This is a genomic window from Brachybacterium subflavum, from assembly GCF_009299795.1.
Lineage (GTDB): Bacteria > Actinomycetota > Actinomycetes > Actinomycetales > Dermabacteraceae > Brachybacterium > Brachybacterium subflavum.
In genome coordinates, this window is sequence record NZ_VIGP01000008.1 from 1 (window position 1) to 25,310 (window position 25,310).

Sequence of the window (25,310 nt, forward strand, 5' to 3'; positions counted from 1 at the left end):
ACACCACCACTTACACAGACAGATTGACAGGCTCCCCGTTGCACGACGGCAGTCGGCACTGCGCTGATTGACCTCGACTGCTACTGGGCAACGCTGACCAGAGACACCCCGACCCACAGCACCGACCACGACGCTCTCGCGTGGATCGCACCCACGGACCTGCTCGGGCGGCAATGGTCTCCGGCGGACGTGCCGATCATCGAAGAGGCATTTTCACGAACAACCTTGAGTGTCCCCAAAGGTTCGGAACCACGCCATGACTGACCAGCCGCAGCTCTCTCCCGGCCTCTACGAACTTCTCGTCACCTCGGGGCTCACGCGACTCCTCGACGACGTGGACCACGAGCTCCTGAGCGCAGCCACCGAGGTGGTGGACGACGCCGATGTCCCGCACGTGCTTACCCAGCACCTCAGCTCAGTCCTTGAGTCCACGCTCTCCGAGCTTCCCAAAGAACGCCAGATCGATACAGCGAATCAGGTGCTCAGCATCCTCGCTGAGGCGTCGGGCCAGGCCTCCATAGCGCCCGGTCCGAAGATTCTCACCTCAGTCAGCGCGACACCGGTTCTGCCTCCAGCCCGCCCCTCGACGCCACTGCGCGATGTCGCGCTCTTCACGAACTCGCACCTCGACCCTCAGCTCGGATCGGAGCTGCGCCTCGAAATGGGGAGCGCGGACCGCATCGACCTGTTATGCGCGTTCGTGCAGTGGAGCGGCATCCGCGTCCTCGAGGCCCCGCTGCGCGAGGCTGCGGAGCGCGGCGTACCGATCCGAGTTCTCACCACCACGTACATCGGCGCGACCGATCGGCGTGCACTCGACTTCTTTGTGCGACAGCTCGGTGCCGAGGTGCGAGTGAACTACGAGTCGCAGTCGACCCACTTGCACGCCAAAGCATGGATGTTCCATCGCAGGAGCGGCTTCCCCACCGCCTACGTCGGCAGCTCCAACATGAGTCGCGCGGCGCTCGTCGACGGACTCGAGTGGAACGTCAGGTTGTCCCAACACGCCACTCCGACGCTGCTGGACAAGTTCAACTCGACGTTCGCTGGGTACTGGGACAACCCTGCGTTCGCGACGTATGACCCCGACACCGACGCTGAGTTCCTCGACGCCATGCTGGCGAAGAACAGAGGAGGCCCCTCTGGCGTCGCCTTCGACTCCACATACTTGGATGTCCGCCCGTACCCCCCCCCAGCAGATCATGCTGGACGACCTCGCTTCCGAACGCCTCATACACGGACGTCACCGCAACCTGCTGGTGGCCGCGACAGGCACCGGCAAGACTGTCATTGCAGCACTTGACTACCGACGCCTTGCAGGACGTGGGCCCAAACCTGCACTCCTGTTTCTCGCACATCGCAAAGAGATACTCGAGCAGGCGTTGAGCACGTACCGAGCGGTACTCAAGGACCCTTCCTTCGGCGAACTCTACGTGGACGGCAACCGCCCGAGGCGATGGCAGCATGTCTTCGCTTCTGTGCAGTCTCTGTCCAACCCAGATGAACTCGCACGATGGTCGCCCACCTCATTCAACGTTCTGGTGATCGACGAGTTCCACCACGCACGTGCACGCACATACAGCCGCATACTTGACCACTTCTCCCCTCAGGAGTTGCTGGGGCTGACCGCCACCCCGGAGAGGGCCGACGGAGTGAACGTGGCGGACTATTTCTTTGCAGGGTGCATCGCCAGCGAGTTGAGGCTCTGGGACGCCCTCGAGGCTGATCTACTCGTACCGTTCCACTACTTCGGGATTGCCGACGGCGTGGATCTCAGCGCTATCATGTTCCGACAGGGACGCTACGACACGGGGCAGCTGTCGAAGGCGCTCACGGGTAATGACGCTCGGGCACGGATCATCCTGCAGGCGGTGTCCGAGAAGGTGACAGACGTCGGGACCATGCGGGCGCTGGGTTTTTGCGTAACCGTCGAGCACGCCCAGTATATGGCGGACGTATTCTCCCAGGCCGGCATCCCCGCGATCGCGCTGTCTGGCGATTCTGGGTCGAATGAGAGACGGAACGGACTGCGCAAACTCCGAGATGGCACGATTTCTTGCATTTTCGCCGTCGACCTCTTTAATGAGGGGCTTGACATCCCCATGATCGACACCGTTCTCATGCTTCGGCCCACGCAGTCCGCAACAATATTCCTTCAGCAACTGGGGCGAGGGCTGCGGCGCACAGAGAGCAAGTCGGTTCTGACCGTGCTGGATTTCGTCGGGATGCAGAGCAAACAGTTCCGATTCGACCTGAAATATCGCGCGCTCACCGGCCTCTCGCGCAACCGTCTCGAAAATAGTATCCAAGAGGGTTTCCCGTTCCTTCCGCCTGGATCGCAAATCGTCTTTGACCGAGTCGCCGAAGCCATCGTTCTCAATAACGTGCGTCAGCAACTCAAGTTGAGCACGAAGGACCTGGTGGCGGACGTCCGTCAGCACCGTCCAGCAGGTTCCGACCCCTCCGAGTACCGGATGAGCGAGTACTTGCACGACGCGGATCGGTCACTCGCCGACATCTACGGCCCGGGCGATCGCACGTTCCAGGGCAACAGGAAGCCCTCCACCTGGACATCAGTTGTCGATTGGGCGTTCCCCGAGACTGCCACTGAGATCAGCGATCCCACGTCCCTAGCCCTGCTCAGGCGGGTGTCGAACCTTGTGCATGTTGATGATCCCCAGAGGATCAACACCTACCGCCGGCTCCTCACCGCTCCAAGGCTCAGCAACACTGTCGACCACGACCCCTTCGCGGCGATGCTCACCTATTCCTTCTGGCCCTCGGGTCATCCTGAAGGAATCCATGGCGCCCTGACCCGCCTCCGTGATGACCCTGCTGTGACCCGCGAGGTACTGGGCCTGCTGGAGCATCTCGAGGTCGCCTCCAGGTCGCTGCCGGAACCGCTCGGCGGTCTTCTCGCGAAGTCCCCTTTGCGTTCCCATGCACACTATTCGCGAGAGGAACTCCTCGCTGGTCTTGGGCTTGGAACTCTCGACCCCGGACACCCCGGATCGATTCGCGAGGGCGTAAAATGGCTGCCATCGTTGCGCACCGACGCCCTTCTCGTGACAATCAAGAAGTCCGAAGCAGAATATTCCCCCAGCACTCTCTACCGCGACTACGCCATCAACCAGGAACTCTTCCATTGGGAATCACAGAGCACCACTAGCGCACAAAGCGCCACGGGGCAGCGGTATCAGCACCACCGCGGGCAGGGTTCTCACGTAGTGCTGTTCGCGCGCCGGGCCAAGACTGGCGACATCGGGACAGAGCCATACCTGTGCCTCGGCACTGCGCAATTCCAGGAATCCCAGGGATCTCGACCCATGCAGATCACGTGGAAGCTAGATCGGCACATGCCAACTGACCTTTACCTAGAAGCCCGCACCGCCGCGTAAGTAGCGACGACATCCAGCCGAGCCGGCACACCGCCCCACCCATCCTTGCCGTCCGCCCGGCAGGACGCTCCACAAACACGCCAGCCTCCACTTTCGACAACTTCCTCACTGGTTGCGCCTGAAAGGACGGCGAGCCACGCACGAACCGTGCCGAACCGCAGCGGCCCGAAGGCTTTCCAGCGATAGAGGTCCCTACTCGCGGAGACTATGGCGTACAGCCGGGGCCACACCGCTTGATACTGGCCCGACGCGTTGGGCCACCGCCTCGCAACTCAGTAAGGCCCATTCCTCGCGCGCGTGCGCATGAACTCATCTTGCCACGCCGCGCTCCTGACTAGCGCCCCCTTGGTCGGGCTCATGCCCTCGCCCTCGATCATGCGCCGCCATGTAGTCCGCGAACGCATTGATTCTCGACTGCATCCGCCTTCGTTCCTCCATGTCGTCCGTCGGAAAGCACGCCCCGCACGCGCGCCAGCCGGCGAGTGCAACGACCTCATCGCTGCTCGCGTCGGCCAAGCGCACGAGCCAAGCCAGGATCGTCGTCGGGCGGAGTGTCCTGCAGTACCGGTGACGGTGCAGGTGACCGCGGGGCGAGAGTGTGGCATACACACGCAGCCATCTCCCCCGGTCGGTATAGATGCGGTCGAGCGCCTTGATGTTCTCCGTCAGCGCCCGGATCACGTCGTCTTGGATCTCGGAATCGGGCGGACGCATCCCATTCAGCATCTCGGGAGTTACGGAGCCGGAGCGGACCGGCGGCAATACCCGCATGTCCGTGCCTCGAAGTTCGTGACGACGATCGGTCCTCTGCCTCCTCAGATCAAAGAGATGAGCGTCAAAGGCTTGAGGTGAAGCCGTCCACGGGTCGAATGCGATCCCCGTGATTGGTCGCGGGGCTTCCGGCGTTGACGTCATCGTTGTGGCCTTTCGCTGCGCGAGTTCGCGTGTTCTCGTGTCAGGGCCGCCATGCTGCACCCTCAACGCACGGCGCGCCAGAGCGCATTGCAGGTGTCTCTCCACGGCTCACGTACCTGGTTCAACTCTCCGTCGCTCTGCTACACCTTCGTGCCGCTGAAGGGCGACGACCACCTCCTCTGCTACGCCCAGCAGGTGACGATGAGCTCCTGGCACCGCGGCCGGAGAGCTACCAGGACACGGCCTTCTCTCAGCGCCATGGCTTGGTGCCCTCGGCGCGGGCACTTCCGAAGGCTCCGGGCGCGCAAGCGCCCGCACCTGCCTCTCGAACGTCCTCGAGTCACCCTGTGTGCTTCGTGATCCAGGCGTCGGCTCTGTTCACCCTGGCCGCGATCGACGTTCCCAGCAGCGGGCTCGGGTTCGAGGCTGTCGCGGTGTGCTCATCTTCGCCCAGGCCGAAGAGCGTGGACGCCGAGGGCATGAGCGATCCCCGCGATCCCCCGGGTCGGGACGCGGCGTGTGCGGCAGTCGCGAGCGGAGATCCGACGGCACGAGTAGCAAACCGTTGATTGACAGGTCCCGCGCACGGACGAAGGATCGGCCCATGTCCGCATCGCTCCAGGAGGCCTACGAGGCCGCTCTCGCTGCCAAACCTGCCCACGTCCAAGCGATGAGCGACGCCCAGCATCCCGGTCGCGTGAAGGGTCCGGCGCCGCTGCCGCCCGACGTGCCCGAGCGCTACGAGGTCGAGGAGCGGGAGATCGCCGGCTTCCCGGTGCAGGTCCTGCATCCGCATGAGAGCAGCTCGGGGATCCAGGTCGTCTACTTCCACGGCGGCGCGTACACCCTGCCGTTCCAGGAGTCGCACGGGCGGATCGTGCTGGGGCTGGCCGACCGCACCGGCGCTGACCTGTGGATCCCGCACTACCTGCCTGGTCCCGACGGCACCATCGAGGACGCCCTGCCCTTCGTCGACGCCCTGGCCCGGGAGGTCCCGAGCGTGGCCGGAGACAATCGGTACATCGTCGCCGGCGAGTCCGCCGGAGGGAACATGGCCCTGGTGCAGACTCTGCGCGCCGCGCAGAGCGGCACCCGGATGCCGGATCACCTGGTGGTCCATGCCCCCTGGGTCGACCTGCGCACGGCCGATCCCGAGTCCGTGCGGATGGAGCCGACCGACGTGCTGATGACCGTCGACAATCTGCACCTGTCCGCCCGGAACTGGGCGGGCGGTAGAGACCTCACCGACCCGATGGTCAGCCCGATCTTCGGGCACATCGGCTCCCTGCCGCCGGTCACGGTCCTGCAGGGCACGAGGGATCTGTTGCTCCCGGACGTGCTGCGATTTGTCCAGGAGGCCCGAGCGCAGGGCGTGGAGGTGGAGCTCGACCTGGTCGAGGGCGCCTTCCACGTCTACCCCGCGGCGGACGCTCCCGAAGCACACGCGGCGCTGGACCTCGCGGCGCGGCGGATCCTCGGCTGAATCGCCGCAACTGCCCTGCCTCGGCCCGGGACCACTGCACGTGACCGTGGCGCCGGACGAGAGCTCCGGCCTTCCGCATGGTGAATCCCTTGCGGACCTCGATGGCTCCCCCGTCATACTGGATCCGATCACACAGGCCGCCGACCGGTCCCGTACGTCGAAGCAGACACCGCGTCCTCGGTCCGCGCGCCATCGGCAGCCGGACTCCCCGTCGGCTCCGCACTCTGGCCCATCCCACTGCCTTCGAGGACCACCCGGTGACCTCCGACCTCCGCCTCGGCTTCAGCTCCTACTCCTTCCACCCGAAGCTCTCCTCGGGCGAGATGACGCTGCGCGAGGTGATCGACTGGATCGCCGCGGGCGACGGCGAGCACCTCGAGCTGGCGATCCTCTCCGACGAGCCCGACTCCCCCGTCCCCTCGATCGGCTGGGACGACGCCGCTGTCGACGCTATCCGCGAGCACTCCGCCTCAGCCGGCGTCACCCTCTCGAGCCTCGCCGTCGGCGCGGACCTCGCCTCCGAGGATCCCGACCAGGCGTCCCGCGAGATCGACCTCGTGAAGGCCTACGTGGACCTCGCGCAACGCCTGGGCATCACCCGCATGCGCCACAACGTGGTGCGCCACGCCGGGATCGAGGGCGACGACACCCCGCTGTTCGAGCAGGTCCTGCAGCGCATCGTCGCCGGCGCGCGGGAGATCGCGCGGTACGCGGCGACCCGGGGTATCACCACGAGCCTCGAGAACCATGGCTTCTTCGTGCAGTCCGCCGACCGCGTGCGCCGCATCGTGCACGCGGTGGACGAGCCGAACTTCCGCACCACCCTGGACGTCGGCAACTTCGTGTGCGTCGACGAGTCGCCCGAGGCGTCGGTCGCCCAGAACCTCCCCTATGCGATGGTCGTGCACCTCAAGGACTTCTACGTCCGTCCGGCCGACGCAGACCTGGGTGAGGGCTGGTTCCGCAGCCGGGGCGGCATGCACCTGCGCGGCGCGGTCGTGGGCTGCGGCGACCTGGATCTGGCGGCGATCTGCCGCAGCATCCGCGCCTCGGACTTCGCGGGCTTCGTCGCGATCGAGTTCGAGGGCTGGGAGGACAGCCTGCTGGGCTGCTCCCGCGGTCTGGCGAACGCCCGCCGCCTGCTCGGCCTCTGACCCGTCGGCCCTCTCTCCTCCCTCCCACCCCCAGACCTCAGGAGCACCCACGTCATGACCACCCTGCGCATCGGCGTCATCGGCGCCGGCACCATCGCCCGCGCCCACCTCGACGCCTACGCCGTCCACCCCGAGGCGGAGCTCGTCGCCATCAGCGACGTAAACCCCGAGCGCGCCCGGGCGGTCGCCGAGGAGTACGGCGCCCGCCGCGCCTACGGCGACCCGCACGAGCTGCTGGCCGATCCCGAGGTCGACGCCGTGAGCATCTGCACCTGGAACAACACCCACGCGGAGTGGGCGATCGCCGCCGTCCGCGCCGGCAAGCACGTGCTGGTCGAGAAGCCCCTGGCCCGCACCCTCGAGGAGGCGGAGCGGATCCAGGAGGCCGTCGCGGGCGCGGACCGTGTGCTGCAGGTCGGGTTCGTGCGCCGCCACGCCCCGAACTGCCAGGTCCTGAAGTCCTTCATCGACGCGGGCGACCTGGGCGAGATCTACTACGCGAAGGCCTCCTGCATCCGGCGGGCGGGCAACCCGGGCGGCTGGTTCGCGGACAAGGACATCGCCGGCGGCGGCCCGCTGCTGGACATCGGCATCCACGTGCTGGACCTCTGCTGGTACCTGATGGGCAGCCCGACGGCCGTCACGGTCAGCGGCAGCACCTACGACCTGCTCGGCAACCGCGCCAACATCACCACCCTGCCGCGCTACCAGGTCTCGGACCACGACCCCGCGGCCAACAGCGTCGAGGACATGGCCACGGCGCTCGTGCGCTTCGACAACGGGGCGACCCTGCAGATCGACTGCTCGTACTCCCTGCACGCGGCGCAGGACTCGATCAGCGTCTCCGTCTTCGGGGACAAGGGCGGAGCCGACCTCGAGCCCCGTCTGAGCATCGCCACCGAGATGCACGACTCGATCGTGAACGTGACCCCGCAGATCGGCTCCGGCACCTTCGAGATGGAGGCCGGTTTCCAGGCGGAGATCGCGCACTTCGTCGACTCCTGCCTGGGTCGCATCGAGAACCTGGCGCCCGTCGGCCACGGCGTCGAGATCGTGAAGATCCTCGAGGCGATCTACGCATCCGCGGCGCAGGGGCGCGAGGTCGCGCTGAGCTGATCCGGGTCGCCCGACGGAGACCGACCGCTTTGCGCTCTCCGGCGAGCATCGGAAATGCCGGGAGGCACCGGGACGGAAAGCCCGATGGGGGCATTCCGGGCAGCTCTGTTCATCGCTCGGCAACGGTCGTATCGTGAACAGAGCTGCTGATGACGAAGCTGTCGATCGCTCGGATCCCGCATGGGAGGGCGCGATGTTCGAGACCGATGTCCTGGAGATTCCCCAGAGCGCTCGCACGGGCTCTCTCCCCGCCGAATCCTCCGTGCGCACGCTGTTGCACGACGTGCACGAGCGCTACCGCGACCTGCAGGAAGGCTCGGTCGCGGACTACATCCCGGTGCTGGCGAAGGCCGATCCGGACCTCTTCGCCGTCTCCCTCGCCGAGGCCGCGGGGCCGATGCACACGGCCGGTGACACCTCCGCCCTCTTCACGATCCAATCGATCTCGAAAGCATTCGTGCTCGCTCTGGTCATCGATGCGATCGGCCACGAGAGCGTGCACGAGATCGTGGGCGTCAACAACACCGGGCTGCCTTTCAATTCCGTCATCGCCCTCGAGCTGAACAACGGGAGCCCGATGAACCCGATGGTGAATGCGGGCGCCATCGCCACCACCGCCCTCATGCCGGGGCGGGACGGCGCCGCGAAGTTCGAGGCGATCCGGGAGGGGCTCAGCGCCTTCGCGGGCCGTCCGCTGCGGATCGACGAGACGGTGCTGGAGTCCGAGTCCGCGAGCAACCACCGCAACCGGGGGATCGCCGATCTGCTGACCAGCTACGACCGGCTCCGCATACCTGCGGAGGAGGCCCTCGACGCCTACACGCGGCAGTGCTCCCTCCTGGTCACGTCCGATGATCTCGCCGTCATGGGCGCCACCCTCGCGGCGGGCGGCGTGAACCCCCGGACGGGCCGACGGGTCGTCTCGGCGGAGGTCTGCCGCGACACCCTGGCCGTCCTCGCCTCCTGCGGCATGTACGAGCTGTCCGGCGAATGGATGTTCGAGATCGGTCTGCCCGCGAAGTCGGGGGTCTCGGGAGGGATCGCCGCCATCGCACCGGGCAAGGGCGCCGTGGGCGTCTTCTCCCCGCCGCTCGACCGCGCCGGCAACAGCGTGCGCGGCCTGCGGACCTGCGCGTACCTCTCGCGAGCCCTCGGACTGAACCTCTTCGCCTCGCCCAGTCCCTGAACCGTCGTCGCAGACCCAGCCCCTCTCGTTCCCCATCCCCATCACCGTCCCCGATCCCCGATCCCCGATCCCCACAGGACCACGACCACCAGGAGGGTCCTCATGTCCTCTGCCTCCTCTCCGTCCGGGACGAAGGACCTCGATCAGCGCCGCTCGTGGGTGCCGATGATCGGCCTGTTCCTCGCGCAGGTGCTCATGTCCTTCAACGTCGCGGCCCTGCCGATCTCGCTCGGCGGCATGGTCGAGGACTTCCACGTGCCGCCCACCACCGCGAGCTCGACGATCGTGGTCTACGGCCTCGCCGTGGCTGCGCTCGTGATGACCGGCGCCAAACTCGGTCAGCGGATCGGCTGGACGCTGATCTTCCGCGGCGTCCTGGTGGTGTTCGCCGCCTCGTCGCTGCTGATGATCTTCTCGCGCACCATCACGTGGGCGATCGCCGGGCAGCTGCTCGCCGGCGCGGCCGCCGCGATCATCGTGCCGGCGCTCGTCGCGCTGATCGCGGAGAACTATCGCGGAGCGCAGCAGGCCACCGCCGTCGGCTCCCTGGGGTCGGCCCGGGCCTTCTCGGGCATGAGCGCCTTCCTCATCGGCGGCACCCTGGGGACTCTCGTCGGCTGGCGGCCGATCTTCCTCATCACCCTCGCCCTCGCCGTGGCGGTCTTCGCGCTCAGCTTCACCCTGCGCTCGGACCGCGGGGACGCCTCGGTGAAGATCGACATCGTCGCCTCGGTGCTGATCGGCGCGGCGATCGTGATGCTCACCCTCGGCTTCAACAACCTCAACGGCTGGGGGATCCTCCGAGCCGAGGACGCCGCCCCGTTCTCGGTGCTCGGGATGTCACCCGCGCCGGTCCTGGTGGTGCTCGGGCTCATCTGCGGTCAGGCGTTCCTGCTGTGGACCCGCCGCCGCATGGCCGCAGACCGGGTGCCGCTCGTGGATCTGCGGGTGCTCGGCTCGCGCTCCGAGCGCTCCGCCGTGTACGCGATGTTCATCATCGTGGCGATGGAGGCGGCCGTGAACTTCACGGTCCCCACCTACATCCAGGTGGTGCAGGGGCGCGCCCCCTTCGCAACATCCCTGGCGATGATGCCGTTCAACCTCACCGTGTTCGTCACGGCGACGCTCATCGTCCGCTTCTACTCGCGCTTCAGCCCCCGCACGATCGCGCTGTTCTCCTTCGCGCTGACCACGATCGCGCTGGTGTGGCTCGCAGCGGTGGTCACGAACAACTGGGAGACGCTGCCGACGATCCTCGGGCTCATCGTCTTCGGCATCGGGCAGGGCTCTCTCGTGACGCTCGTCTTCAACGTACTGGTCACGAGCGCCCCGAAGCGGCTCGCCGGGGACGTGGGATCGCTGCGCGGGACCACGCAGAACCTGGCGTCGGCCGTGGGGACGGCCGTCATGGGGGCGCTGCTGGTGACACTGCTCGGGATGAACGTAGGCCGCGCCGTCGTCGACCACACGGAGCTCCCGCCCGAGCTCGTCTCGCAGGTCGACCTCGACAACGCGAATTTCGTGAGCAACGCCGAGCTCGCGCAGCTGCTCGAGGGGACGACCGCCACGCCCCAGCAGGTCGACGCCGCGATCGAGGTCAACGAGGCCGAGCGCCTGCGCACCCTGAAGCTCGGCTTCCTGGTGCTGGCGGGGATCAGTGCGGCCGCCGCGCTGCCGGCCTCGCGGCTGCCCCGCTACCGCCCGGAGGAGATCCCGGACCCCTCACCCGGCGACTGAGGATCGGGGGCCCACGCGCCGGGGATCTGGGCGACCGCGTCCTGGCGCCGGCCGGTCACCGGAATCGCCTGCAGCCCGCCATGCGGGGCGAAGCCCGTTGGGATCGCGCCCTCCCGGCCGATCATGCGGAGCATCTGATCGGCGACGTCGGCGGCCCTGCGCTGGGAGAAGATGAACAGCGACTTGTCCCGGGGCGGGAGGGGGCCGGAGCGCCGCGGCGCACTGACATCAGCGCCCCACGGGCCGTTGAACACGAGGGCCGGCACGCCGAGCGCCCCGGGGAACGTCTTGTACTGGAAGAAGAAGAACGGCATCCCGAGCTCCTGCGCGGCCTTCGCCCCGTCGGCGACCACGCAGACCGTGCGCGGATCGATCTCGCGTCCCGCGATCACGTAGGTGGGGCTCAGCGGGAGCCCCGGGACCAGACGCCCCATGATCAGGCCCCGCTCGCACACGACCAGGCGCGCGTCGACGGTGACCAGGTAGGCCCCCAGAAGGATCAGCGCCAGCACCACCATCAGGCCGACGGTCAGGGCGAGATGATCGCCAGGGACAAGCACCAGCAGGATCCCGACCAGGACGAGGACGGCGAGGAGCACCGCCGGGAGCAGCGGCCCCGCGCCGACGCGCCAGGACTTCACCGGCCTGCCGACGATCTCCTGGTGACGACCGGCGATCAGACGTGCCCGCAGCGGGATCATCGGGCCTCCTCGTCCTCGTCCGTTCGGTCGTTCTCGCCCTCGCCGGCGCTCCCGTCATCGTCGAAGAGATCCGCGACGATCTCCTCGACGGAGTCGGCGGAGACCTGCATGAGTGTGATCTCCTCGCCCTCCGGGGACGGCTGGCCGGCGATGACCTCGCTCGAGGTGAGATGGAAGAGGACGCGCTTGGTGACATCGGTGGTCCGGCTGACCATCGACCCCACCGTGAGGGCTCGGGTGTCCGCCAGTCGCGGCCCCATCTCGGTATCCGACTCCACGTCCGCGACGGCGAGGGTGGCGGCCGGGCCGTCCTGGCCGCCCACCCCCGGCTGGTCGATCAGGTGCCTCACGCGCGTGGGCACCTTCGACATCGGCATGATCGTGAACATGTGGACGCCGTCGGCCGTGACCTCCTCCTCGAGCACGACGTCATCGACGTGCGGGTAGTAGTACAGGCGATGGGTCTGCGTGGAGACCTCGCGCTCGAACCACACCAGGATCCGGCTCGTGCGTCGCAGCACGAGCGCGCCGGTCGTGCGGGGCTCCGCCGTGACGCTCTGCAGCTTGTCGTCCGCCAGCGGTCGGTCCTCGCCCTCCGCGGCCTCGATCTCGCTGATCACCAGGCGGCGTGCCATCAGCGATCGCATCGCCGTGCGGGCGATCGGCAGCTGCGTCGTCTCATCGGGCGCGTGCTCATCGAGGAAGGGCATCGCGGTCGTCTGGGCAGTGCTGATGCCCTCGAGCGCGGCCAGCTCCTCGTCGGTGAGGACGGCGACGTCCTCGACACGGCTGCGTCCGACCTCGATGAGACCGGCCGCGCAGGCGAGGGAGCGCTCGTCCACTGAGCCGTCCCCCTCCCGCCCGTCGGTCGAGGTGTCGGTCGTCGAGGTCATGCGGCGGCTCCGTCGTCGGGGATCGGGTGGTCTGCGGGACTGCTGCGTCAGAAGATGCTACCCAGTCCCTCCTTGATCCCACCGGCCGCGTCCGAGATCGCGTTTCCGGCGGACTCCGCCGCGTTCCCGATCGCGTCCCCCGCAGCGCCCGCGGCATTGCCGACCGCTTCCGAGACCGCCTTGGACGGATCGGCGCCGAACAGCTCGCCGCCCAGGTCCACGAGGTCCATGGCCAGGCTTGCGCCGGAGAGGACGCCGCCCACGACTGCGAGCGGAGGGAAGGCCACACCGGCGAGCATCAGTGCGCCTCCCGCGACCGAGAGAGCGCCGGAAACCTTGCCGTACCCGTCGTCGGCCGTGGCGATCTGGCCGATCCCCACGCCGATGTCCACGCCCGGGACGACCTTGCCCAGCATCTTCGAGGTCTTGCCGAGCTTCGCCAACCCGTCAGGGCCCAGCTTGTCCCCGATCGCGGTGACGATCTTCCCGCCCTCGGCGAGCTTCGTCGGGATGGCGTCGACCTTCTTGCCGAGCGCCTCCCACAGCGGCCCTACGTCCTTCGCGAAGGGGATCTGACCCGCGATCGTCTTGGCGAGCTTGCCGAACCCGCCCTCGGCCAGCTCCTTGGCACCCCGATCCTTCAGCTCGGCCCATACCTTGCTGACCTCCTCCGGTCCCAGGTGGGCGGCCTTCGCGAGGCGCTTCATGTCATCGATGCCCGACAGCAGCGACTTCCCTGCCTTGTAGACGGAATAGCCCTTCACCCCCACCTTGATGGCGTCCCAGACCGTCTCGAGGACCCCACGCTGGTGCGACGCCTCGTCCTGCTCGTCGGCCTGCTCCTGGAGCTGCCCGCTGCGCTCACCGACGGATTCGGCGACGGAGCCGAGCTTGGGCGAGATCTCCTCGAACCAGGTGCGGCGCAGCTCGTCCGCATCGGCCCCCTGCCACATGGTCGGATTCATGACCAGGACCCCGAGCTCGTCCCGGATCTCCTCGAGCCGCTTGCCGGCGTCCTTGAAGCTGTCGCCGACCTTCCTCAGTGCCTCGGTGTCTGCGCCGTAGAACGTCACGGTCCCCTCTTCCTCGTCGTCCTCGCAGGTCGTGCTCGCAGGTCGTCCTCGTCGACGCGTGCTCCGCGGGAAGGACGTGCTCCGTCAGCACACTAGGGGGACCTGCTCCCGACCGCCATGGGGAGAAGTCCCCATCGACCGCGCCCGGGCCCGACCCGACCCCGGCGGGGCGGCGAGCAGCCGGCGGCGGGCGCCCACGTCTCGGAGGAGGCCGGCCGCCGCCGCCCTCTCGGTGCCGCTGCTGCCGCTGTGGGGGGCTCCATCCTCTCCAGCGCATCGGCAGAGATCGGGGAGACCTGCCCTCATGCGCGGACTCGCACCTCGGGGAGCAGTGCCCGTCGGCACCGCAGGGCGCCGTGTCCGTCGGCACCGTCCACAGCCCGCCCGCGCCCCCGCGCGTGCGCCGTACGCTGGATCGCATGCACGAGACCTCCGACGCCGGCACGATCGCGCCTCCCGAGATCGACAACGAGGTCACCGCGGAGGTCCCCGCGACCGAGCCGGCACCGGCGGCGCATCCCGGCGGGCCGTCGGCCGATGATCCGGCACTGCGCATCCTCTCCACCGTCTTCGGCTACGACTCCTTCCGCGGCGAGCAGGCGCAGATCATCGACCGGGTGATCGGCGGCGGCGACGCCGTGGTGCTCATGCCCACCGGCGGCGGCAAGTCGCTGTGCTACCAGATCCCCTCGCTGATCAGGCCCGGCACAGGGATCGTGATCTCCCCGCTGATCGCCCTGATGGCCGACCAGGTCGCGGCGCTCGAGCTGAACGGCATCCGCGCCGCCTACCTGAACTCCACGCTCGAGATGCACGAGGCCCAGGCCGTCGAGCAGCAGCTGCTCGCCGGCGAGCTCGACCTGCTGTACATGGCGCCCGAGCGCCTGGTGCTGCCCCGCACGGTCCAGCTTCTGCAGCGCGCCGAGCTCGCCCTGTTCGCGATCGACGAGGCCCACTGCGTGGCCCAGTGGGGCCACGACTTCCGGCCCGATTACCTGGGCCTCTCGATGCTCGCCGAGACCTTCCCCGACGTCCCCCGGATCGCCCTCACGGCGACCGCGACCCGCGAGACCCACCGGGAGATCACCGAGAACCTGCGGATGCAGGACGCGGCGCACTTCGTCTCGAGCTTCGACCGGCCCAACATCCAGTACCGGATCGACCCCAAGGCCTCCCCGCGCGAGCAGCTGCTGCGGCTGATCCGCAGCGAGCACCCGGGCGAGGCGGGGATCGTCTACTGCCTCTCGCGCAAGGGAGTCGAGCAGACGGCGGCCTGGCTCGCCGAGCGCGGCGTGGCCGCCCTGCCGTACCACGCGGGCCTCGACGCGGCCGTGCGCCACGATCACCAGGAGCGTTTCCTGCGCGAGGACGGCCTGGTCATCGTCGCGACCATCGCCTTCGGCATGGGGATCGACAAGCCCGACGTCCGCTTCGTCGCCCACCTGGACCTGCCCAAGTCCATCGAGGGCTACTACCAGGAGACCGGCCGCGCGGGCCGCGACGGGCAGCCCTCGACCGCCTGGATGGCCTACGGCCTGGGCGACCTCGTCAGCCAGCGCCGCTTCATCGACACCGGCGAGGGCTCCGAGCCCTTCAAGCGCAACGCCCGCGCGCACCTGGACGCGATGCTCGCCCTGTGCGAGACGGTCACCTGCCGCCGCGTGCAGCTGCTGCACTACTTCGGCCAGGAGTCCGAGCCCTGCGGGAACTGCGACGTGTGCCTGAACCCGCCCAGCACCTGGGATGCGACCGTGCCCGCGCAGAAGCTGCTCTCGGCGCTGATCCGCCTGGACCGCGAGCGCGGCCAGCAGTTCGGCTCCGGGCAGGTGATCGACGTGCTGCGCGGCAAGCACAACGACCGCTCCGCCCAGTCCCGCCACCAGGAGCTCAGCGTCTGGGGCATCGGCGAGGACCTCTCCGAGCGCGAGTGGCGCACGGTGCTGCGTCAGCTGCTGGCCCGTCGGATCGTCGAGGCGATCGGCGAGTACGGGGTGCTGGTGCCCGGCGAGCACGCGGGCCCCGTGCTGCGCGGAGAGGTCACCGTGGAGCTCGCCGTCGACCGCTCCCCCGCGAAGGCCCCGCGCTCGAAGGGGGCGGGCCGCTCGGGCGGGGCGCCGCGGGCCGCGGCCACCCTGGAACCGGCGCAGCAGGAGATCTTCGAGCGCCTGCGGGCCTGGCGCACCTCGGTCGCGAAGGAGAAGCAGATCGCCCCCTACATGGTCTTCTCCGACGCGACGCTCGTGGGGATCATCGAGCTGCGGCCGACGAGCGTCGAGCAGCTCGGAGGCGTCAGCGGGGTGGGCGCCAAGAAGCTCGCGGAGTACGGCGAGGACGTGCTCGCGGTGCTCGCGGAGGGGTGAGGTCAGAGGCTGCGTGCACCGAACGGCCGCCGGGCACGGCGGCGCTCACGCCGGTGGCGGAGCCCAGGGCAGTTCGAGCCTGTGCGGAGCCGTCGGAGCCGTCGGAGCCGACGAGCACCTCCAGGTCGCGGTCTGTGCAGTCGAAGCGGATCTGGTCGTCCATGACTGACCTCCTAGCGGGAGTGACCAGCGGTTCCGTGCTCATCAGGCGTGCAACCCCGGGACCTCGGCGGGAGGGGCGGGGCCGACGTCGGAAGCGGGACGGGAAGGGTCGCGGGTCCCGTGCGCTCACTCCCAGGGGTCGGGGCCCGGTGAGCGCAGCGCCCGTTCGCGCAGCATCTCGTCCTCCTCCGCCCGACCGGGGAGGTCGAGCGCTGCGCGGAACTCCCCCATCGCGGCACGGACGTCACCCGTGCGCTCGAGCAGGTCACCGCGGATCACGTGGAAGGGGCGGTGCCCTTCGAGGTCCCCTGCCAGGTCGTCCAGCTGCGCGAGCGCGGCCCGCGGGCCCGCGGTTTCGGCGAGCGCCGCGGCCCGCCCCAGCCGCACGATCGCCGTGGGCCAGTGCACGAGCAGCGCGTCGTAGAGCTCGACGACCTCGTCCCAGTCGACGTCCTCGTGCCGAGGCGGCAGGGCGACGGCTGCGGCGATCGCTCCCTGGATCAGATAGGGGCCGCGCCCGCCCCGGGCGAGCCCGTCGATGACCAGGGCATCCGCTCTCTCCAGGAGGCCGCGATCCCAGCGGCTCCTGTCCTGCGCGGCGAGCGCGACGGGACGCCCGTCCGCGTCCGTGCGCGTGCTCGCCCGTGCCCGCAGGGCGAGCGCCTGGGCGAGCAGACCGAGCGGTTCGGTCCGGTCGGGCAGCAGCCGCACGAGCGTCTCGAGCATGTGCACGGCGACGTCGACCACGCTCTGCGCACCACCGGGCTCCTCGCTGTCCGAGCGGGCATACCGACCGGACCGGGAGCCGGCGTCGCTCCTGGTCAGCAGGACGGAGAGCACGTCGAGCACATCGCCGACCCTCCCCTCGAGATCGTCGGCCCCGGGGACGCGGCAGGGGATGCGGCTCAGGCGGATGCGCTTCTTCGCGCGCGTGAGGCGCGCGGCCATGGTGCTCTCACTGACCAGGAACGCGGCGGCGATGTCGGCCGTCGGCATGCCGCCGACCAGGCGCAGGGTGAGGGCGATGCGGGATTCCGGGGCGAGCGCCGGATGCGCGGCGAGGAAGATCAGCCGCAGCTGCTCGTCGAGCACGATCGCCCGCTGCTCGTCCTCGATCTCGGCAGTAGAGGCCGCGTCCGAGGTCGCGGACGAGGCCGGGACCTCCGCGTGCGCCGGCACGGCGGCCGACGCGTCCGCTCCGGTCACCGCGGGCTCGTCCCACACCAGCAGGGGCAGCTTGCGCTGCAGGGTCTCGCTGCGCCGCATCGCATCCAGCGCCCGGCGACGGGCGGTCGTCGTGAGCCAGCCGACGGGATTGTCGGGGAGTCCGTCCCGCGGCCAAGCGGCGAGCGCCTGGGCGAAGGCCTCCTGCGCGCAGTCCTCGGCGAGGTCGAGCTCGCGGGTGAGGGACAGGGTCGCAGCGAGCACGGACCCCCAGTGCTCGCGGTGGACGGCCTCGACGCTCGCGAGCGCCGAGGCCGCCCACCGCGCGTCCAACGGGCTCATCCGGGGACGCCTCTCACGCGCCGGCGCAGCCCTGGACCCCGGGCTCCGCGTCGTCGGGCATGGGGCGCACCTCGACGCCGCCTCCATGACGGATGATCGGATTGCGCCGGGCGACGGCGATCGCGGCGTCGAGATCGGGCACCTCGATCACGTAGAAGCCCACGATGATCTCGTTGACCTCGACGAACGGCCCGTCGACGATGCTGTCCGCACGGATCGAGGTGCTGGCATCGGGATCCTCGAGCGGGGAGCCGAAGACCATCACCCCCTCATCCACGAGCTCGCGCCCGTGGGCGTCGTGCTCCGCCATCAGGGCGTCGAGCTTCTCGGGGTCCGTCTCGCGCTGGTCGAGCGGGTGGTGCAGGAACACGGTGTAGCGGGCCATCAGGATCCTCCTCGATCGTGGGCGGCGTCTCTCGCCGTCCTCACCCTGTTGTCGAACGGCTCCCCGGGAATCGACACGTGGGGCTGCAATGGGTCCGGGGCAGGATCATCCGGGGCGGGGGCAGGGGCAGGGGCAGGAGCGTCATCGTCCCGCTCCTGGGGTGTGCGTGTGCCCGTCTCCCGTGGCCGTCTCCCGCGTCGCGGACCCGGACCTCACCTGGCGATCCGGCGCCTGCACGACGCTCGCCAGCGCCTCCTCGAGCTCCGCGGGCAGCGGCGCGGGCTCGCCCGGCTGCACGCCGGGCGTGAGGTCGATGGCGTAGTCGGAGGCCAGGCGCATCTCGGTCCCGGCGAGGACCCCGTCGGCCGACTGGTCCAGGCGCAGCACGCGTGCGCCGCGCAGCCGATGCTCGTCCTCGCCCTCGAGCCCGTAGGCGCCGAATCCGCTGCCGGGGCCGTAGCCCAGCAGGATCCCGTAGTAGTCGGCGACGTAGGTGTTGGTGTGGTCGTGGCCGACGAAGAGCCCCTGCACGTCGCCCCGCTCGAGCATCGCGGCGAACATCCCCGAGTTCACCGGTCCGGGGCTCTCCTCCTCGTTGCGCTCCCCGACGATGCGGTGGCGGGCCACGGCGCGCTCGTGGTCGGCGCCGGTGCGGGAGTCGACGCTCGCGAACCAGGCGAAGCGGTGCTCCCACAGCGGGATGTGCTGGAAGACGACGCCGGGCACGGGAGCCCCGTTCCAGCGCTCGAGCTCGGCGGAGGTCTCGAGGTACCAGCGGATCTGGTCGGGCCGCAGCCAGTCCCATCCGGGATAGCCCTCGAAATCCTGTGCGGCGCCGTCGCGTCCGCGGATGCTCGCGGGGGCATAGCGTCCCGAGTCCAGCAGCCAGATCGCGAAGGCGTCGCGGGTGCCGTCGGCCGAGCGCACGGGCAGCATCTGGTTGCCGGTGCCGGTGAGCGCCGGGTCGTCGGCCGCGTTGAGGTTGTGCGGCAGGGCGCGGGCGAGGTCCAGCTGGTCGCGCTCCCGCAGGCCGGTCGCGGGCGCGGAATCCTCGTCGTGGTTGCCGAAGGTGAGCGCCCAGGGGATCGCGCGCTGCTCCATGGGGCGGGCCACGTTGTGGATCGCCTGCGCGACCTCGAGAGAAGTCTCGGGACGGCCGTCGATGACGTCGCCGTTGAGGACGACGAGGTCGGGCCGGACATCGTCGAGCACCGACTCCATCAGCGCGATCGTGCGGTGGTCGGTGCGCGGACCGTCCTGGGTGTCGTTGAACTGGACGATCGTGAACGTGCGGTCATCGCGGAAGCGCAGCGCTGCAGCCATGTGCCCATCCTTCCAGGGGCGTCGGCATCCCGCAGGGGTGTGGAGCGGCCGGTACGGCCCTCTACCCCCCCCCTACCCGCCCGTCGAGTGGTGCGAAACTNCGTTTCGTGCCACTCGTCGCGGAGCGCCGAGGGAGCGTGATTGAACGGGGAGGGCGTCCCGCTCCTGGGGGCGCTCCGCACCACCCATGCGGCCCGCGACGTCCTCACCATCCCGATACCCTGGAACGTGTGATCGGATCCGACGTCGCCGTGCTGCTGGGACTCGCCGCGGCGACGTTCGTGGGGGCGCTCGCGCAGCGCTCGACGGGCATGGGCTTCGCGCTCCTCGCCTCGCCGTTCCTGGTCCTCGTGCTGGGGCCGCTGCAGGGGATCCTCGTGGTCAACGTGTGCGGGGCCCTGTCCGCGCTGCTGAACCTGATCCAGGTGCGCAAGGACGCCGACCGCAAGCGGCTGAGGGTCCTCGCGCCGATGGGCGTGCTCGGGGTGATCCCCGGCGCGATCGCCGTGGCCGTGCTGCCCGCGGCGTCCCTGATGATCGCGGTGTCCACGATCGTGCTGCTGGGGCTGCTGCTCACCCTCGCGATGCGCGGCCGCACGGTCCCCGACTCCCCCGGGCTCGGCGTCGCAGGAGGCCTGGCCTCGGGGTTCATGAACGTCACGGCCGGCGTGGGCGGGCCGGGCGTGGTGATCTACGCGCGCGCCACCGGCTGGGAGCACCGCGGCTTCGCGGCGACCGCGCAGGTGCAGTTCATGATCCTCAGCATCGTCTCGCTGCTGGCCAAGCGGTCCCTGCCCACGCTCTCCCCCGTCGGCTGGACGGTGCTGATCGCGGCGCTGCTTCTGGGCGTGGTCGCGGGCGGCCGGGTCTCGCGGCGGATCGACGGCGAGAGCGCGATGCGGATCGTGCTCGTGGTCGCCCTTGCGGGAGCGCTGATGGCCCTCGTGCGGGGGCTGCTGCTGGTGATGTGAGGGCGGACGCTAGGCTCGAGGCCCCGCGCCCACTCTGATCGGACCCGCATGCCCTGGAGCACGCGCCAGCTCGCCGACCTCGCCGGCACCACCGTGAACACGGTGCGCCACTACCACCAGGTCGGCCTCCTCCCCGAGCCCGAGCGCCGCAGCAACGGCTACAAGCAGTACACCGTCCCCCATCTGGTGCGTCTGCTGCGGATCCGCCGGCTCGTCGACCTCGGCGTCCCGCTCTCGCGGATCGACAGCATGGAGGGCACGACGCAGGACGACGGTCTGAAGCGGGAGCACGCGACGAAGGGCGACGGCCCGACGCAGTCGGACAGCCGGCCCCGGGACGACGGCCCGGCACCTGCCGGGGCCCAGGAGGACTCCGTCCCCGCGACCCTGCGCGAGCTCGATGAGGAGCTGGCCTCGCGCATCGGTCAGCTCGAGGAGGCGCGCACGCAGATCACGGCGCTGCTCGAGGGCGGCGCTCCCGCCCACACCCCTGCGGGCTTCGAGTCGGTGAGCGCGGGGATGAGCGAGGCGGACCGCTCCCTCATCCAGATCTACGCCGAGCTCTACCGGCCCGAGGCCCTCGCCGATGTCCGCTCGATGGTCGAGGCTGCGGACGAGACGTCCCGGCGCTTCGACGCGCTGCCGGCCGACGCCGACGAGACCACCCGGCAGCGGCTCGCCGAGGATCTGCTGCCGCGGCTGCGGGCCCAGCTCGAGGCCCACCCATGGCTGCGGGATCCGGCCCCGCAGTACCAGAAGAGCGGGTCGGAGACGCGGAAGGCACTGCGCGAAGCCCTGCACGAGGTCTACAACGAAGCCCAGCTCGACGTCATCGCTCGCGCCGGGACCCTCGCCGGGGACGACCCCGCCCCTTGACCCTGTGGTGACCACAGGGTCTTGCCTGGTCTCCTCGCCACCGAACGGTCCGCCCCTCGGGCCGACGAAGGAGGATCGACATGACCACCGGACCCGCCTCCCCTGCAGCGACCGCCCCGGATCCGGCCCGGCAGACGGGCCGGCCGACGACTCGCCCGTCGGCCCCGGGCTGGCCGGAGATCCTCGTGGGACTCATCGCCTACGTGGTCTGCTTCGCCCTCGTCTTCTGGCTGCTGCCGCTCGCGGGCGGCGGCGCGCTGGGCGGCATCATCGGCCTGCTCGTCTCCGGCGTGATGGGACTGATCGCCTTCGGCGCCGCCTGGGCGCTGCGCATCCGGTCGGCCGCGGCATTCGGCTTCCGGCGCGCGAGCCCGCGGCAGCTGCTCGCGGGCGCGGGGCTCGGCCTGCTCGCGGCGATCATCGGCAGCGCGCTGTCGATCGGCTACGTGGTGCTCTCCGGCGATATGCAGGCCCCGCAGTCCAGCTATCAGGCGGCCTCGATGGGAGGGGCGCTGTCCCTGGCCCTCACTCTCGTGGGCGGCTCGATCATCACCCCGATCGGCGAGGAGTCGCTGTTCCGCGGGGTCATCGCGAACGCCCTGCTCGCGCGGTACGGGGCATGGGTCGGCGTGCTCGCGAGCATGATCGTGTTCGCCCTGTTCCACGGCATCAACACCGTGCTGCCCTCGGCCTTCATGGTCGGCCTGTTCGCCGCCCTGCTGTTCCGACGCACCGGCTCGATCTGGCCCGGCGTGGTCCTGCACGGCACCAACAACCTGGTCAGTTCACTGCTCCCGCTCGCGCTCGCGAGCTTGGCCGCGGGGGCGTGAAGGCCGACGGGTGAGGCCCTCGGCTCACCCGGTGGCCGGTTCACCCGGCGGCCGGCTCACCCGGCGGTCGACTCAGCCGTCGGCCCGTTCTCCGGCCCGTTCTCCGGCCCGTCCACCGGCCCGACCCGCGATCCTGCTGACCAGCGCCTCGAGCGGCCCGCGGGAGCGGCGCGCCGCGAGCACGAGACCGACCACCACGACGACCGCGAGGTGCAGGAGCAGGATCCACGGGCTCGCGATGAACCAGGGCGCGCTCTCGAAGGCTCCGGCGCCCGCGACGATCAGCGCGGCGATCATGGCGACGCCGGTGAGCAGCACGTGGATCGTGTAGATCGTGAGCGGGGCGCCGCCGGCCGAGCGCAGTGCCCGCGGCAGCGCGCCGGCGAGGTGCCGGGTCGGCGGGAGCAGGAGCGTGAGCAGGGCGATCACGGCGACGGACACGCCTGCGGTCGCGACGATGTCGGCCACGGAGCCGGTGTGCGGGTTCGCGAGGGCCTGTATCCACAGGTCGTCGCGGATCGGTGCGCCGAAGCCGTGGAGCTCCAGGAGCATCGCGTCCTCGCCGCGGGCGAGCGCCCAGGCCTTCACCGCGGCCGAGGTGCCGTAGGCGATCACAGCGGCGGCGAGGCCCGTGCTGAGCATCGTGAGGGACCAGCGGCGCGCGCGGTCCGATTCGATCGCACGCAGCAGCGAACGCATGAGGACGACGCCGAGCAGAAGGTACGGCAGCCACGTGATCAGCGGATACATGCCGGTCAGCGCGAGGCCGCGCAGCAGCGTCGCGGGCTCGAGCACGTTCAGCGGGGTCACGTTCCCGATCTCCTGGACGACGTCCAGGCTCGAGCGCACGCTCGCGTTCAGCCAGCCGCCGACGGCGGCGAGGACGAGGGCGATCACCGCCAGCACGCGGCTCGGCAGGAGCAGCAGAGGCGCGGCGATCATCATGCCCAGCCCGAAGGGCACGAGCACGACCACCACCCAGGTGGGCACGAAGCCGAGCAGCAGGCCGATCGCCAGCACGAGCGCGCCGCGGACGATGCCGCTGCGCACGGCGCCCGCGCGGTCGCCGGCCTCCAGGCGCTTGCGGGAGGCGAGCACGAGGCTGCAGCCGCCGATCACGGCGAACAGGGCAGCGGATGTCCCCTCGGTGAGCACGCTGGCGACGCGCGCGGCGGCGCTCTGCCAGGCCGATCCGCCCGGCGCAGTGCCCAGCGGGACGAGCAGGTGGGCGGTCATCATGCCGACGATCGCGACGAGCCGTGCGAGGTCGAGGGCCTCGAGGCGGGCGCGACCGGCGGAGGGCGAGGAGCCGACCTCAGCGCCGGGGTCGACCGGGGCCGGAAGGGGGTGTGGGGACGTGGTTGTCTGCATGTCCTCGAGACTCCCCTGACCGCTGCTGCGCCCGCGTCATGCCGGGGTCCCTGCGCCGTGCGACCGTGCGCCGATCCCCGCGTCACCCCACGGTCGGATGCGCGGAGCACGTCGGTCTCGAGCCGACTCGCGCACAGCCCCGGGACCGGCTCGCGGACAGCCGGAGAGTGACTCGAGAACTCCTCGAAGCCGGCCCGGTGAGCGCTCGACGTCGGTTCGAGGCCGGGTCGGGATCAGCAGGATCGGTAGCGGTAGCCCGCGCCGCCCTGGGCGACCAGGTCGCGATCGCGCAGGATCGTCAGCGATGCGCGCTCCGGGAGGGCGCAGACGTCGTCGAAGGACATCCCCGCCTCCTCGAGGCTGTCGGGGTACTCGATCTGCAGGACGTGGTCGCCGTAGACGCCCGTGTACGCGGCGCATTCGTCGAAGCGGCCGCATTCCTCGGTGACGGCGAAGTCGAAGCCGAGGTCGCGATGAGCGGTCTTCGTGATCTCCGCGGCGTTCTTCTGGGCGATCGCGAGCCCGGAATCATGCGCTCGGTCCACATAGGCCCTGGCCAGGTCCATCGCACCGCCCTCGTCGATCTGGTCGAAGCGGTCGAAGGTGTCGAGGTTGTCGATCTCGACGGCGTCGTAGCCCGCGTCCGCGCAGCCTGTGATGACGGGCGAGAGGATCTCGAGGATGTCGTCGCGCTGGTCCTTCGTCGAGGGGTCCAGGATGTATTCGTCGTCCCAGTCGGGGTCGGTGACCAGCTCGCCGTTCGCGTCGTGCAGCAGCAGATCGGGGTGCGATCTCCACATCGCGGCGTCGCCCGGCTGGGTCTGGAAGCCGTTGACGTAGCAGACGCTGTACGCGCCCTGCAGCGGCTCGGCAGTCGCATCGCGCACCACCACGTCGATCGGGGCCGACGGGCCTTCGCCGTCGGACGGCGAGTACGCGCCGCCGAGCTGATAGTCGAAGACCCCGCTGGTGGGAGGCGGCGCCGGGGGTCGCGCCCGGTCCTCCGAGGGAGGGTCGGAGGGTGCCGTGGTGGTCTCCGCGGCCGACGTCCCCGCGCCCGCCGGCGCCGATCTGCCGTCGGCCTCGGCATCCTGCGCACCGCAGGCCGAGGCCATCAGCAGCACCAGCGCCGCCATCGCCGCGCCCCGTCCGAGCGTCCCCATCTCGCCTGCTCTCTTTTTCTCGGCGCCGCAGCATCTCGGCTCCGCCGTGCTGCGGCTCCGCCCTGTCACGGGTCCCCAGGCAGTATCCCGGTTCCGTCGGCTCGTGCGGGAAGGAGGCGGCGGCGCACCCGGCTGCGATGCGCCGCCTGGGTGGGTGTCAGGAGACCGGCGTGCGCGTCTCGGCGCTGATGAACCAGGCCTGCTGCTCGAGCTTCTCGATGATGCCGTGGAGGATGTCGGCCGAGGTCGGATCGGCCTCGTCGACCTCGTCGTGGACGTAGCGCATGCTGCCCACGGTCGCCTCGATCGCCGAGGTCACGAGGTCGATCGCGTCGTGCGTGAGGACCTCGCCCTGGGGGAACTCGGGCAGGGAGTTCTGCTCGGCGACGACGGCGGGCCGACCGTCGGGCGTGGCGTGGAGGGCGCGCATCCGCTCGGCCACGTCGTCCGCGGCCTCCCGCGCGATGTCCACGACCTCGTCGAGGTTCAGGTGCAGGTCGCGGAAGTTCGGGCCCACGATGTTCCAGTGGGCCTGCTTGCCCACGAGGTGGAGGGCCGTGAGCTCCACGAGCACGCGCTGCAGATTCTTGGCCAGGGCGTCGGAGGCGAGGAAGCCGCCCTCCGCGTTCTCCGGCCGAGTGCGCTCGGCTCCTGCCGGGGTCGGGACGTCAACGGTCTCGTTCATCGCGCATCTCCTTCTTCCGATG

21 protein-coding genes are annotated in these 25,310 nt (G+C 69.9%); 11 read left to right on the forward strand and 10 right to left on the reverse strand.

Annotated elements, in window-relative coordinates; translation table 11 throughout:
• The first annotated feature begins 256 nt into the window (after positions 1 to 256).
• Both FHG10_RS18335 and FHG10_RS16580 read left to right on the forward strand, forming a co-directional pair.
• Positions 257 to 1,303, forward strand: coding sequence for a phospholipase D-like domain-containing protein (locus FHG10_RS18335; RefSeq protein WP_227488336.1), 1,047 nt, complete (start codon positions 257 to 259; stop codon positions 1,301 to 1,303).
• Positions 1,203 to 3,398 (forward strand): DUF3427 domain-containing protein, encoded by a 2,196-nt coding sequence (locus tag FHG10_RS16580; protein ID WP_227488337.1) that lies wholly within the window; start codon positions 1,203 to 1,205, stop codon positions 3,396 to 3,398. Before FHG10_RS18335 ends, FHG10_RS16580 begins: the two co-directional genes overlap by 101 nt.
• 309 nt (positions 3,399 to 3,707) lie before the next feature.
• On the opposite strand, the gene FHG10_RS16585 is transcribed toward FHG10_RS16580, so the two are convergent.
• On the reverse strand, positions 3,708 to 4,112 hold the full coding sequence (locus FHG10_RS16585; protein ID WP_152354480.1) for a hypothetical protein: 405 nt from the start codon (positions 4,110 to 4,112) through the stop codon (positions 3,708 to 3,710).
• Positions 4,113 to 4,917: 805 nt separating this feature from the next.
• Here FHG10_RS16585 and FHG10_RS16590 point away from each other — a divergent pair.
• The 5 genes from FHG10_RS16590 to FHG10_RS16610 all read left to right on the forward strand — a co-directional run bounded on the left by FHG10_RS16590 (position 4,918) and on the right by FHG10_RS16610 (position 10,989).
• Positions 4,918 to 5,796: an alpha/beta hydrolase fold domain-containing protein gene (locus FHG10_RS16590; RefSeq protein WP_152354481.1), complete on the forward strand. Its 879-nt coding sequence runs from the start codon at positions 4,918 to 4,920 to the stop codon at positions 5,794 to 5,796.
• A gap of 257 nt (positions 5,797 to 6,053) precedes the next feature.
• Complete coding sequence (locus tag FHG10_RS16595) at positions 6,054 to 6,950, forward strand: sugar phosphate isomerase/epimerase family protein (protein ID WP_152354482.1); 897 nt, start codon at positions 6,054 to 6,056, stop codon at positions 6,948 to 6,950.
• Positions 6,951 to 7,004: 54 nt separating this feature from the next.
• The gene (locus tag FHG10_RS16600) at positions 7,005 to 8,066 is read left to right on the forward strand and encodes a Gfo/Idh/MocA family protein (RefSeq protein WP_152354483.1); all 1,062 of its coding nucleotides are present in this window, start codon (positions 7,005 to 7,007) and stop codon (positions 8,064 to 8,066) included.
• A gap of 193 nt (positions 8,067 to 8,259) precedes the next feature.
• Positions 8,260 to 9,252, forward strand: coding sequence for a glutaminase A (glsA, locus tag FHG10_RS16605; protein ID WP_152354484.1), 993 nt, complete (start codon positions 8,260 to 8,262; stop codon positions 9,250 to 9,252).
• A 102-nt stretch (positions 9,253 to 9,354) separates the two neighbouring features.
• Positions 9,355 to 10,989 (forward strand): MFS transporter, encoded by a 1,635-nt coding sequence (locus FHG10_RS16610; protein WP_152354485.1) that lies wholly within the window; start codon positions 9,355 to 9,357, stop codon positions 10,987 to 10,989.
• On the opposite strand, the gene FHG10_RS16615 is transcribed toward FHG10_RS16610, so the two are convergent.
• Genes FHG10_RS16615 through FHG10_RS16625 form a run of 3 tightly spaced genes read right to left on the reverse strand, consistent with a single transcriptional unit; the run spans position 10,947 to position 13,656 of the window.
• The gene (locus tag FHG10_RS16615; RefSeq protein ID WP_152354486.1) at positions 10,947 to 11,690 is read right to left on the reverse strand and encodes a hypothetical protein; all 744 of its coding nucleotides are present in this window, start codon (positions 11,688 to 11,690) and stop codon (positions 10,947 to 10,949) included. The two genes, FHG10_RS16610 and FHG10_RS16615, sit on opposite strands and share 43 nt — an antisense overlap.
• A complete protein-coding gene (locus tag FHG10_RS16620; protein WP_152354487.1) occupies positions 11,687 to 12,583 on the reverse strand; it encodes a hypothetical protein in 897 nt (298 codons plus the stop codon). The genes FHG10_RS16615 and FHG10_RS16620 overlap by 4 nt, the downstream gene beginning before the upstream one ends.
• A gap of 47 nt (positions 12,584 to 12,630) precedes the next feature.
• The gene (locus tag FHG10_RS16625; protein WP_152354488.1) at positions 12,631 to 13,656 is read right to left on the reverse strand and encodes a hypothetical protein; all 1,026 of its coding nucleotides are present in this window, start codon (positions 13,654 to 13,656) and stop codon (positions 12,631 to 12,633) included.
• A 419-nt stretch (positions 13,657 to 14,075) separates the two neighbouring features.
• On the opposite strand from FHG10_RS16625, the gene recQ reads away from it, so the two are divergent.
• Positions 14,076 to 16,016, forward strand: coding sequence for a DNA helicase RecQ (gene recQ / locus FHG10_RS16630; protein ID WP_152354489.1), 1,941 nt, complete (start codon positions 14,076 to 14,078; stop codon positions 16,014 to 16,016).
• Positions 16,017 to 16,304: 288 nt separating this feature from the next.
• Here recQ and FHG10_RS16635 read toward each other — a convergent pair whose 3' ends face one another.
• The 3 genes from FHG10_RS16635 to FHG10_RS16645 all read right to left on the reverse strand — a co-directional run bounded on the left by FHG10_RS16635 (position 16,305) and on the right by FHG10_RS16645 (position 19,392).
• On the reverse strand, positions 16,305 to 17,684 hold the full coding sequence (locus FHG10_RS16635) for an RNA polymerase sigma factor (RefSeq protein WP_193636366.1): 1,380 nt from the start codon (positions 17,682 to 17,684) through the stop codon (positions 16,305 to 16,307).
• A gap of 13 nt (positions 17,685 to 17,697) precedes the next feature.
• Positions 17,698 to 18,069, reverse strand: coding sequence for a YciI family protein (locus tag FHG10_RS16640; RefSeq protein ID WP_152354491.1), 372 nt, complete (start codon positions 18,067 to 18,069; stop codon positions 17,698 to 17,700).
• Positions 18,070 to 18,210: 141 nt separating this feature from the next.
• Positions 18,211 to 19,392, reverse strand: a complete 1,182-nt coding sequence (locus tag FHG10_RS16645; RefSeq protein WP_152354492.1) for a metallophosphoesterase family protein — start codon at positions 19,390 to 19,392, stop codon at positions 18,211 to 18,213.
• A 230-nt stretch (positions 19,393 to 19,622) separates the two neighbouring features.
• Here FHG10_RS16645 and FHG10_RS16650 point away from each other — a divergent pair, with 230 nt between their 5' ends.
• The 3 genes from FHG10_RS16650 to FHG10_RS16660 all read left to right on the forward strand — a co-directional run bounded on the left by FHG10_RS16650 (position 19,623) and on the right by FHG10_RS16660 (position 22,069).
• Positions 19,623 to 20,363, forward strand: a complete 741-nt coding sequence (locus tag FHG10_RS16650; RefSeq protein WP_152354493.1) for a sulfite exporter TauE/SafE family protein — start codon at positions 19,623 to 19,625, stop codon at positions 20,361 to 20,363.
• Positions 20,364 to 20,411: 48 nt separating this feature from the next.
• Positions 20,412 to 21,239: a MerR family transcriptional regulator gene (locus FHG10_RS16655; protein ID WP_152354494.1), complete on the forward strand. Its 828-nt coding sequence runs from the start codon at positions 20,412 to 20,414 to the stop codon at positions 21,237 to 21,239.
• Between the two features lie 80 nt (positions 21,240 to 21,319).
• Positions 21,320 to 22,069, forward strand: a complete 750-nt coding sequence (locus FHG10_RS16660; RefSeq protein WP_152354495.1) for a CPBP family intramembrane glutamic endopeptidase — start codon at positions 21,320 to 21,322, stop codon at positions 22,067 to 22,069.
• 72 nt (positions 22,070 to 22,141) lie between these two features.
• Here the strand turns inward: FHG10_RS16660 and FHG10_RS16665 are convergent, their stop codons facing one another.
• The 3 genes from FHG10_RS16665 to FHG10_RS16675 all read right to left on the reverse strand — a co-directional run bounded on the left by FHG10_RS16665 (position 22,142) and on the right by FHG10_RS16675 (position 25,288).
• Positions 22,142 to 23,440 carry a heparan-alpha-glucosaminide N-acetyltransferase domain-containing protein gene (locus tag FHG10_RS16665; protein WP_152354496.1) on the reverse strand — a complete coding sequence of 433 codons (1,299 nt, stop codon included), beginning with the start codon at positions 23,438 to 23,440 and terminating at the stop codon, positions 22,142 to 22,144.
• Between the two features lie 233 nt (positions 23,441 to 23,673).
• A complete protein-coding gene (locus FHG10_RS16670) occupies positions 23,674 to 24,603 on the reverse strand; it encodes an endo alpha-1,4 polygalactosaminidase (protein ID WP_152354497.1) in 930 nt (309 codons plus the stop codon).
• 157 nt (positions 24,604 to 24,760) lie between these two features.
• A complete protein-coding gene (locus tag FHG10_RS16675; RefSeq protein WP_152354498.1) occupies positions 24,761 to 25,288 on the reverse strand; it encodes a Dps family protein in 528 nt (175 codons plus the stop codon).
• Between the last annotated feature and the right edge of the window lie 22 nt (positions 25,289 to 25,310).